This window comes from Nitrospirota bacterium (assembly GCA_037386965.1).
GTDB lineage: Bacteria > Nitrospirota > Thermodesulfovibrionia > Thermodesulfovibrionales > JdFR-86 > JARRLN01.
Genome location: JARRLN010000078.1, coordinates 1 through 9,746, shown reverse-complemented (window position 1 = coordinate 9,746; position 9,746 = coordinate 1). Strand labels below are relative to the sequence as shown.

Annotated in this window: 13 protein-coding genes and 1 pseudogene; 10 read left to right on the top strand and 4 right to left on the bottom strand. The window is 65.1% G+C overall.

Features of this window, described 5'->3' with window-relative positions; all coding sequences use genetic code 11:
- The first annotated feature begins 220 nt into the window (after nt 1–220).
- From P8Y39_10750 to P8Y39_10720, 7 genes and pseudogenes are all read left to right on the top strand, one after another.
- Complete coding sequence (locus P8Y39_10750; protein ID MEJ2192803.1) at nt 221–706, top strand: HAD-IA family hydrolase; 486 nt, start codon at nt 221–223, stop codon at nt 704–706.
- 25 nt (nt 707–731) lie between these two features.
- Nucleotides 732–1,040, top strand: coding sequence for a hypothetical protein (locus P8Y39_10745; GenBank protein MEJ2192802.1), 309 nt, complete (start codon nt 732–734; stop codon nt 1,038–1,040).
- Nucleotides 1,034–1,423, top strand: a complete 390-nt coding sequence (locus P8Y39_10740) for a DUF309 domain-containing protein (protein MEJ2192801.1) — start codon at nt 1,034–1,036, stop codon at nt 1,421–1,423. Before P8Y39_10745 ends, P8Y39_10740 begins: the two co-directional genes overlap by 7 nt.
- A 15-nt stretch (nt 1,424–1,438) precedes the next feature.
- A complete protein-coding gene (locus P8Y39_10735; protein MEJ2192800.1) occupies nt 1,439–1,585 on the top strand; it encodes a hypothetical protein in 147 nt (48 codons plus the stop codon).
- Nucleotides 1,586–1,600: 15 nt separating this feature from the next.
- A pseudogene (locus P8Y39_10730) lies at nt 1,601–1,930 on the top strand (redoxin domain-containing protein).
- The gene (locus P8Y39_10725) at nt 1,917–2,822 is read left to right on the top strand and encodes an NAD(P)/FAD-dependent oxidoreductase (GenBank protein MEJ2192799.1); all 906 of its coding nucleotides are present in this window, start codon (nt 1,917–1,919) and stop codon (nt 2,820–2,822) included. The pseudogene P8Y39_10730 and the gene P8Y39_10725 overlap by 14 nt, the downstream one beginning before the upstream one ends.
- 40 nt (nt 2,823–2,862) lie before the next feature.
- Nucleotides 2,863–3,306 (top strand): hypothetical protein, encoded by a 444-nt coding sequence (locus tag P8Y39_10720; protein MEJ2192798.1) that lies wholly within the window; start codon nt 2,863–2,865, stop codon nt 3,304–3,306.
- Between the two features lie 13 nt (nt 3,307–3,319).
- On the opposite strand, the gene P8Y39_10715 is transcribed toward P8Y39_10720, so the two are convergent.
- The 3 genes from P8Y39_10715 to P8Y39_10705 form a co-directional block, all read right to left on the bottom strand.
- Nucleotides 3,320–3,961, bottom strand: a complete 642-nt coding sequence (locus tag P8Y39_10715) for a phosphoribosyltransferase (GenBank protein ID MEJ2192797.1) — start codon at nt 3,959–3,961, stop codon at nt 3,320–3,322.
- A gap of 5 nt (nt 3,962–3,966) precedes the next feature.
- Nucleotides 3,967–4,743, bottom strand: coding sequence for an SDR family NAD(P)-dependent oxidoreductase (locus P8Y39_10710; protein ID MEJ2192796.1), 777 nt, complete (start codon nt 4,741–4,743; stop codon nt 3,967–3,969).
- Between the two features lie 260 nt (nt 4,744–5,003).
- Nucleotides 5,004–5,927, bottom strand: coding sequence for a diacylglycerol kinase family lipid kinase (locus P8Y39_10705; GenBank protein ID MEJ2192795.1), 924 nt, complete (start codon nt 5,925–5,927; stop codon nt 5,004–5,006).
- 128 nt (nt 5,928–6,055) lie between these two features.
- On the opposite strand from P8Y39_10705, the gene P8Y39_10700 reads away from it, so the two are divergent.
- Nucleotides 6,056–7,408 (top strand): TrpB-like pyridoxal phosphate-dependent enzyme, encoded by a 1,353-nt coding sequence (locus P8Y39_10700; protein ID MEJ2192794.1) that lies wholly within the window; start codon nt 6,056–6,058, stop codon nt 7,406–7,408.
- Between the two features lie 349 nt (nt 7,409–7,757).
- Here P8Y39_10700 and P8Y39_10695 read toward each other — a convergent pair whose 3' ends face one another.
- Nucleotides 7,758–8,333, bottom strand: a complete 576-nt coding sequence (locus P8Y39_10695) for a nitroreductase family protein (GenBank protein MEJ2192793.1) — start codon at nt 8,331–8,333, stop codon at nt 7,758–7,760.
- 169 nt (nt 8,334–8,502) lie between these two features.
- Here P8Y39_10695 and P8Y39_10690 point away from each other — a divergent pair, with 169 nt between their 5' ends.
- Both P8Y39_10690 and P8Y39_10685 read left to right on the top strand, forming a co-directional pair.
- Nucleotides 8,503–9,024: a GDSL-type esterase/lipase family protein gene (locus tag P8Y39_10690; GenBank protein ID MEJ2192792.1), complete on the top strand. Its 522-nt coding sequence runs from the start codon at nt 8,503–8,505 to the stop codon at nt 9,022–9,024.
- Nucleotides 9,021–9,746: TrmJ/YjtD family RNA methyltransferase (locus P8Y39_10685; protein ID MEJ2192791.1), on the top strand; the 726-nt coding region annotated here is incomplete at its 3' end. The genes P8Y39_10690 and P8Y39_10685, both read left to right, overlap by 4 nt.

The window sequence follows — 9,746 nt, the reverse complement described above, 5'->3', positions numbered from 1 at the left end:
CCGAGGGAGCGGCGCACCGCCATCTCCCGCTGGCGGCTGGAAACGGAGAGCTCGCGCAGGGCCAAGCGATCGACCTCGGCCGAGTTTTGCGGGATGACCACATTCAGCTCTGCCAGTTCACGCCGAACCTGGTCCAGATCCCCTTGTAACCTTTGCACCGCTTGAAGTCATCGGGCTGCCTGATCGCGGCGCTGTTGGCGAAACGTATACGTTTCAGATTGTGGGAGATCTGACAATCACGGACGTTACCAGGCAAGTGACCTTTGACGTAATGGCCACGCCGACGACTGAAACGCGCATCGAGGGCACGGCGGCGGCGATGAGGGAGGAGGTACTCGGGAGGTTCGTCCTGCGCCTCCGCGTGCTAGAGCTGGCGCACGAGGTGCGGCAGGCCGGTCTTACCGTGGGGATATTGAGCGACCAGACCGACTGGCTCGAGGAGCTGAACGAGCGCTCGCCCTTCTATCGGCATTTCGACTACGTCTTCAACTCCTACCGGATGGGGAAGGGAAAGCGGGACCCCGGCCTGTTCCGGGACGTGGCCCGGCAGATGGGCCTTGCGCCCGAGGAGGTCCTCTTTATCGACGACAAGGAGCAAAACGTCGAGCGGGCCCGCTCCGAGGGGTTTCAGGCAAGTGTTTTCAAAGGAGAGGACGCGCTCGGCCGGGAGCTTCACCGGAGGCTCTCGCCGAAGCCCGCACACTGAAAGAATTCTTCGGGGAGGAAAAGCGATGCGCCAGTGGAAACCCTATACCATGACCTCGCGGATTACGGGGAAGGTGGTCCAGGTGCGCCATGCCCTGGAGGCCGATGTGCCCCGGATGAAAGAGCTCCTGGGCCGCTTCGGCCGCGAGCCGGCCGTGCGTTACGAGGGATACGTCATTGCCGAGGAGGAAGACAGGCTCCTCGGACTGGGCAGGATGGAGGACACCCCGGGCGGGGGCGCGCGGATGGAGGTGCTGGTGGAAAAGAAACAGGGCTTCGTCTCGGAGCTTATCGTCAAGCATCTCGTGGAGGAAGGACGGGAGAAGGCATGCTAGAGTTTCCCGGCTCGGCCGAGGACTTCGAGCGGGGCGTGGAGCTTTTCAACCGGGGCAGGTACTTCGAGGCCCACGACGCCTGGGAGCAGCTCTGGCTCGGCGAGGCCAAGGACACCCCGCCCAAGCTCTTCATCCAGGGCCTCATCATGGTGGCCGGGGCGCTGGACCAGTGCAAGAAAGGCGAGTATTCGGGAGCCGTAAAGCTCCTGGAGAAGGGCGTGAAAAGGCTCACCGAGTACCGAAGTATCGGCTCCGGCGTCATGGACGTCGAGGACTTCCTGGGCAAGATAGAGCCCCTGTACGAGCGGCTCATAGCCGGAGCGGTAAGCGAGCCTCCCCTTGGGGACAGCCCGCCGGCCATCCGCCTGAGCCGGGGCCGGTAGAAAAGGGGAGGACGCATGGCACGGGCGGACACCCCGCCGCTTGATACGGGAGACAGGTTCCCCCAAATGGCGTTTCAGAGCACCGAGGGAGGCACGGTGGCCTTGCCCGGAGACCTCGGGGGAAGGTGGGCGGTGCTCATCTTCTACCGGGGACATTTCTGACCGTACTGCCGTCAGCAGTTGCTTGACTTCCAGAAGCACGCCGGGCAGTTCCGGGAAAAGGACATCGCCCTGGTGGCCGCCTCCTCCGACACCCCCGACGCCGCCAGGGAGACGGTGAAGAAATACGGCCTCTCCTTCCCCGTGCTCTGCCGCGTCGAGGCGGCGAAGCTCTCGGAGCGCACCGGATGCTTCTACAACGCCCAGGACGGATACGTCCACGCCACGGGCTTCCTCCTGGACCCCGGGGGCGTGGTGCGCACGGCTTCCTACAGCAGCCGAGCGCTGGGGCGGCTGACGGCCAAGGACTCCATGAATTTCATCGAGTACCTGCGTGGAAAAGAATAAGGAGTCCTACGAGACGGTCATCGTGGGAGCCGGCCCCGGGGGGCTCCAGGCCGCCATCTACCTGGCGCGATACAACTTCGGGGTAGTGGTGCTGGATCGCTCCGGGGGAAGGACGCGCCACGCCAGGCACGTGGAAAACTACCTGGGGCATCCCGCCATAAGCGGAGCGGACCTCCTGGACATAGCCGAAGGGCAGGCCCGGAGCTTCGGCGCCGAGGTAGAAAGAGACACGGTCCTCTCCGTGAAGAAAGGGCAAGAGGGCGGATTTGAGGTGCACGCCCGAAGCGGCCGTGTCTATCGCGCCCGCACCGTCATCGCCGCAAGCGGGGTCATGGACAAGCTCCCCCGGATAAAGGACATGCACCGGCACTTCGGCCGGAGCTTCTTCACCTGCATAGACTGCGACGGCTACCGCTGCACGGGAAAGAAGCTCCTCGTGGTGGGAAACCACATCAACACCGTCCGGCTGGCCTTTGCCATGAAGAAGATGTACACCCGGGACATCTCCCTGCTTCTGCTCATGTACGACCCGCCGGAGGACTACAGGGAGGAGCTGGCCTCCCAGGGCATCACCCTTTACAAGGGGAGGCCCGAGAGGCTGCTGGGTCAGGAGGGCCTGGAGGGCCTGGTGCTTGAGGACGGCACGCGCATCCCCTGCGAGGTGGTGATGGCCAACTTCGGTTTCCACCTCCAGGACGAGTACCTCTCGGGGCTGGGCCTGGAGCGGGACTCCAAGGGCTTCAAGTACGTCGTCAACCGCCACTGTGAGTCCTCGCTCCCGGGCCTTTACATCGTGGGCCCCCTGAACACCGGCAACGACCAGATTGTCATCAGCGCCGGGCAGGGGGCCGTGGCCGCCGTGGACATCAAGAAAAGGCTCATGGAGCTTTGACCATGCTCATGCGTCCGAAGCCCCGGCAGGGCGTGGCCCCATGAGGTACGAAAGCGACCTCCTCTGGACCCGGCTCGTACCCCGGAGGCTGTGGGGAGCGGACCCCGACGAGTGGGTGCAGCACGGGGGAAAGTGGATAGTCTTTGACAGGAAGGAAAACCTGGTGGAGCTGGCCCGCGGGCTCGAGCCCTACATCGAGGGCGGGGAGGTGGAGGGCGCCAAGTACTGGAGGCGCGACCCGGGGGCCATATGCGTGTACTCGCTGGACCGGGACAGAGAGAGGGTGGAGGAAATCCTCGACGCCCTGGGGGCCGCGCGGAGCCGGGTCTGGGAGTACGACTACGCCACGGCAAAGAACGTCTCCCGCCCCCTGAGCTTCCTTTACTCCTGGGCGAACAAGATGCGCACCATCCTTCAAAGCTACGGCATCCGGGGGACCCTGTGGCTCATTGCCGAGGTCCTCAAGCCGCGGGAGAGGCCCTGAGAGGGCCTCGGGCTTATTCCCGGCGGCGGCGGTTGAGTATCTCCACCACTTCCTCGTCGCTCACCTGGGCGAAGTCGTCGTAGAACCCCCCGATGGCCATGAACCACTGGGGGGTTTCCAGGCACAACCACTCATCCACCATGGGCCTGATCTCGGCCTCCGCCTCCCGGGAGGAGACGGGCACGGCCACCACCAGCCTGGCCGGCCCCGCCTCGCGGAGGGCCTGGATGGCGGCCTTCATGGTGGAGCCGGTGGCCACGCCGTCGTCGACGAGGATGACGGTCTTTCCCGAGACATCCGGGATGCTCTGGCCTCCGCGGTACCGCTCCTTGCGGCGCTCTATCTCCTCCTTCTGTCTCTCCACCTCGCTCTGGAAGCGCTCCTCCGTGACGGCTCCCTGGCGGATGACACTCTCGTTGCGCACCACCGCACCGGTCTCGGCCACCGCTCCCATGGCAAGCTCCGGCTGGCCCGGGAAGCCCAGTTTCCTGATGATGAGAATGTCCATGGGGCAGTGCAGGGCCCGGGCTATCTCCTCGGCGTTGACGGCCCCTCCGCGCGGGAGCCCCAGGACCAGGACGTCCTCTCTGTCCTTGTAGTGCCTGAGCCTCTCGGCAACCTGTCTGCCCGCGTCGCGCCTGTTTTTAAAGACCATCGTTTTCACCCTCCGGGGCGATAGCCCATCCGTGCATAGTGCCGCTCGGTTCCCACCTCGCCATTGAGGTGGTCGGAGGCCGAGGAGGCCAAGAAGACCGCAAGCCGCGCTGCCTTCTCCGGAGGGTCCAGGGAGCCCGATTCCTTCATGGAGACGAATTCCCCGTAGACCTCCTCGCCCAGGACATCCGGCCCCATCGCGCGGACCTCGGCCTGCATCCCGGTGTCCATCACGCCGGGGTCCATGGCGTTGACTCCGATGCCCAGTCCCCCCAGTTCCGCGGCCATGATGAGGGTGAGGTGGTTCAGGGCGCCCTTGGCCGCCGAGTATGCCCCGAAGGGCGAGTAGACCATCTCCCCGAGGCCGGAGGTGACGTTTATTATCTTTCCCCCGCCGCGCTCAAGCATGCGGGGCACGGCCACATGAGCGAACATCTGGGCGGCATGGAGGTCTATGAGGAAAGTTTCCTCCCAGTCCGGGGGCTCTATCTCGTGCACGGGGGCCAGGGGGCCCAGGACGGCGGCGTTGTTCATCAGGATGTCCAGCCCGCCGAAGGCCTGGAGGGCGCGGGCGACCGTGCGCTCTACCTCCGGAAGCCGGGAGACGTCCCCGGGCACGGCCAGGGCGTTCTCCCCGATGCCGTGGGCCGCTTCCTCCACCTCCGAGCGGGTCCTGCTCATGAGCACCACGGAGGCCCCCTCCCGGGCCATCAGTCGGGCCGCGGCCCGCCCGAGGCCGCGTCCGCCGCCGGTTATGACGGCAACCTTGCCTTGAAGCTCCATCCCCCTTCGCCCTCCTCTGTGCGCCCATTCTAAGGATAGCGAAACGGGGACACGGGGACAAGGGATTTCTGATGCCGGACGCCGGCTTTGAAAGAGGCATTGTTTCGGACTTCAATGTCGTGAACTAACTAGAACCTATCTCAAAATCGACTTATCTATGCCGTCATGCCCGCGGACTGTAAGCGGGCATCCAGAAAGGCATGAAAATTCTGGATTGTCCGGTCAAGCCGGACAATGACAAATACATTTGGGACACCATACTAGTAGATAATCTCGATGGCCCCGGGGGCCGACTCTATGAGGGCTGGGGTCTCGCCGATGTACTCCCCGTCCACCTGCACGGGGGCCACGCCCTCTATCTCCATGCGCCGGCTCTCGAGGAAGGTCACACCCCGCATCCCCCGGTGGCTTCTCAGCAGAAGCCTGACGAGAAAGCTCAGGATGTCCCGCCGCTCCGGCCCCTGGATGAGGGAAAAATGGATGTCCGGGGAGGTGATGCCGGCCCCGGGCGCCAGGGGGTGGCTGCCCGCATAAAGGGATGTCTTGCTTGCGATGAGGGAATAGGCTCGCAGGTCGTCCTGGCCGGTCCTTACCCGGAGCTCCCCGGGGCGCCATAGGCTCAACACCTTGAGGCCGCTTGCCACGTGAGCGGTGCGGGGCATCCAGCGCCGGAGCGTCCGGTTCAGGCCCCGCACGACGGAGGCATCGAAGCCCACCCCGGCCGACATGAAAAAAAGGCGCGAAGGGGCCTCCGGAGCTCCGGTCAGAACGACGCGGCCCAGGGTGACCGGCCTGGGCGCCCCCTCGAGGACCACCTTCAGGGAGCCCTCCACCGTCCCGGGAATGCCCAGCTCCCGGGCCAGGACGTTCATGGTCCCCAGAGGGAGAAGCCCCACGGGGACCCCCGAGCCGTCCAGGCCGTTGATGACCTCGTTGACCGTGCCGTCCCCGCCCCCGGCCAGGACGAAGCGCGGCCTCTCGCGGGCGGCCTCCCGGGCCAGCCGCAGCCCGTCGCCCAGGCCCCGGGTGAGCCTGACCTCCACGGTGAGGCCGCGGCCCCTCAGATGCCGGACCGCTTCCCCTATGAGCGCCCGGCGCGAGCCGTGGGCGGCGGGGTTGGCGACGAGGATGACGGGCCTGTCCCTGGCGGGGCTCCGGCGGCCGGAGGTCGCGCTCTTCAGCATGCTTCTGGATTATAGCCCGGCCCCCGGGGAAAAGGTCAACGTTCCCCGGACTTCTCCCGCCGGCAGGCAAGTTTCGCAACCGTGTTATAATATGGAGTTTTTCCAGACCTGCTGACCGGAGGAAAACCATGCGCGAGACGAAGATAGTGCTTTCGGACAGGGACATTCCCAGGCAGTGGTACAACATCGCCGCCGACATGCCCAACCCCATGAAACCGCCCCTCCACCCGGGCACGCGCCAGCCCGCGGGGCCCGAGGACCTCTCGCCCATCTTCCCCATGGCCCTCATCGAGCAGGAGGTGAGCACCCAGCGATGGATAGACATCCCCGAGGAGGTGCTTGACATATACACGCTCTGGCGCCCCTCGCCCCTGTTCCGCGCCCACCGCCTGGAGGCGGCCCTGAAGAGCCCCGCCCGCATCTATTACAAGTACGAAGGGGTAAGCCCCGCGGGAAGCCACAAGCCCAACACCTCCATCCCCCAGGCCTATTACAACAAGCAGGCCGGCACACGGCGCATCGCCACCGAAACGGGCGCCGGGCAGTGGGGGGCGGCCCTCTCGCTCGCGGGAAGCCTCTTCGGCCTGGAGGTGACGGTCTACATGGTGAGGGTGAGCTTCGACCAGAAGCCCTACCGCCGCATATCCATGGAGACATGGGGGGCCACGGTGCACCCGAGCCCCTCAAACCTCACCGAGGCGGGCAGAAAGATTCTCTCCCAGGACCCGGAAAGCCCGGGAAGCCTGGGCATCGCCATCAGCGAGGCCGTGGAGGACGCCGCCACGCACGAGGATACGAACTACTCCCTGGGCTCGGTCCTGAACCACGTGCTCCTGCACCAGACGGTCATCGGCCTGGAGGCCAAGAAGCAGATGGAGATGGCGGGGGATTACCCCGACGTGGTCATCGGCTGCTGCGGCGGCGGGAGCAACCTCGGCGGGGTAAGCTTTCCCTTCCTCCAGGACAAGATAAACGGCAGGGACCTCCGGGTGCTGGCCGTGGAGCCCCTGAGCTGCCCCACCCTCACCAAGGGAGAGTTCCGCTACGACTTCGGAGACACCGTGGGCCTCACCCCGCTGCTCATGATGTACACCCTGGGGCACGACTTCGTCCCCCCGGGCATCCATGCCGGCGGGCTCCGCTACCACGCCGACGCCCCCCTTCTGTGTCAGCTTTTGAGCGACGGCCTCATAGAGGCGGTGGCCCACGGACAAACGGGGGTCTTCGAAGCCGCCCTCACCTTCGCGCGCACCGAGGGCATCATCCCCGCCCCGGAGAGCGCCCACGCCATCCTCGGGGCCATCGAAGAAGCGAAGAGGGCGAAGGAGGAGGGCAAGGAGAAGGTCATCCTCTTCAACCTCTCCGGCCACGGCTACCTGGACCTTTCGGCCTACCAGGACTACCTGGAAGGAAAGCTCGTGGACTACGCCTACCCCGAGGAGAAGATAAAGGAGGCCCTGGCGAAGCTGCCCTCCCTCTAGAACCTGTCTCAAAATTGCTTCCGGTTCAGCCCCGAAAAGTCTTGCGACTTTTCGGGGACCCCTGGCCGAAAGCGGCCTAAATGGCACGGCATACGGCGTCCTGAAGAGAAAATCGTCCTCAACGCAGCTCTGCTGCGCCTCCGGGCGATTTCCCCTTCCCTCCTTGTCTGCCGCCATTTATTCTCTCTTTCGCTTCGAAATCAATTGTGAGACAGGTTCTAGAAACGCCCTTCGAAAGAAACAGAAAAAGGGGGGAAGAGCTGGATTCCCCGACCACGCCGGGGGATGACGCGTTCGGACAGATGAATTATGGATAGGAAATTAATGATGCTTATTTACGGACGGAATACTACCCGAGGTCGAGGATTATCTCCTCCAGAGGCCTTTTGGGCACGTGATGCACGCCCCTCTCGTCCCGCCAGTACTTTATCTCTCCGCCCCCGGCGGGCTCGAGAACGACGGTCTCCTTCGGCTTGCCCAGGGCCAGGACGAGGAGAATCTCGTAGCGATCGGCAATGCCCAGGGCCTCCTTGAGCCGGGGACGGTTGATGGAGCCCAGGATGCAGCCCCCCAGGCCCTGCTCCACCGCTCCCAGAAGGATGCTCTGGGCGGCGATGCCGTGGTCGCAGTGGAAGCTCCGGCTCAGCTCCCTGTCGCCCAGGACGACGATGTAGGCCGAGGGCCGCTCGCCTTCGGCCGGGCCCGGCCAGTCGGCGAGATAGGCGGCCCAGGAGAGGCAGGGGAATATCTTTTCGTTGCCCTCGGGGTCGCAGGCAAGGACGTACTTCAACGGCTGAAGGTTCCCGGCCGAGGCACTCAGGCGCGCCAGGTTCACCAGCTCCTTCAGGGTCTCCCGCGTGATGGAGCCTTCGCGCGCAAAGCGCCGGTAGCTCCGGTTCTTCCTTATCAGGTCCTCCAGTCTCACAACCCACCCGCCTCAATTATAGTGAAGACGGCGGGAGCCGTCCATGAATTTCTGCCACCCGGGGTCGCTCCGGCGGCCTCTGAAACTAATTCAGACGCGCGGCCCCTCCCGCGGCCAAAGGCGCCGGGGTTACATTCTCCCGGCCCTTGTATATAATAGACGGAGAGTCATGGCCCCCGTAAAGGACATCCTCTTCATCGGCGATTCCCTCATCGAGTTTTTTGACTGGGAGGAGCGGTTTCCCCGCCACAGGGTGGAGAACCTGGGTGTCTCGGGGGAGACCGTCCAGTGGCTCTTGGAGCGCATCGACCGCATCGTCTCCACCCATCCCCGCGCGGACATGGTCTTCCTCATGACCGGCATCAACAACCTGGCCATGGAAGAGCCGGGCTTCATCGGCGAGTACCGGGAGATTCTGGGGAAGCTCGCGGCCGCCTATCCCCGGGCCCGCATATACATAACCAGCCTCCTGCCCACCCTCCTTCCCTGGGTAAAGTCCCGCGCCGTCGAGCAGGCCAACGTCCGCCTCCGGGACCTGGCGGAGGAGACGGGGGCCTTTTATCTGGACATCCACAAGGCCTTCATGGAGGGCAACCTGCGGGAGCTCCTCTCCGAAGACGGCGTCCATCTCAGCGAGAAGGGCTACGCCCTCTGGTCGCGCATCATCGCGGGCATCATCGAGCCCTCGTGAAGCACTGGAAAGACAACGTCCGGTTCGTGCTGGTGGAGCCCGGGGAGGGCGGCAACGTGGGAGCCTCCGCCCGCGCCCTCAAGAACATGGGGTTTGGGCATCTCAGGCTCGTAAACCCCACCCTCCGGGACGCCGACACCTGGCTTGCCCACAACGCCGAGGACGTCCTTGCGGAAGCCCCTCGTCTGGGAAGCCTGAAGGAGGCGGTGGCCGACTGCGCCCTGGTGGTGGGGACCACCCGGCGGAAGGGAAAGCGAAGGGGCGTGTTCGTCACCCTGGAGGAAGGGATGAGAAGGGCCTTTCTCTCGGCCCGGGCTGACCGGGTGGCCGTGGTCTTTGGCCGGGAGAGGAAGGGCCTCACCAACAGGGAGGCGGAGGCGTGCGGGCTCATGGTCACCATCCCCACCGAGCCCGCCCAGCCCTCCATGAACCTCTCCCACGCGGTGGCCGTCCTGGCCTACGAGCTCGGCCGCCAGGAGAGGGTTGCCGGACCCGAAGCGGAGGGCGCAGCACCCTCGAAGAGGATGGCCACCCACGAGGAGCTGGACCACCTGTACGAGAGGCTCGGGGCCGTGCTCGCGATGCTCGAATTCCCCTTGAAGGGAAGCCGCCATCCCGAGCGGCAGACACGCCGGGTGCTCAAGCGCGTCTTGGGCAGGGCCGCCCTGACGAAGCCGGAGCTGAACGTCCTCCACGGCCTGCTTGGGCAGATGGAAAGGAAG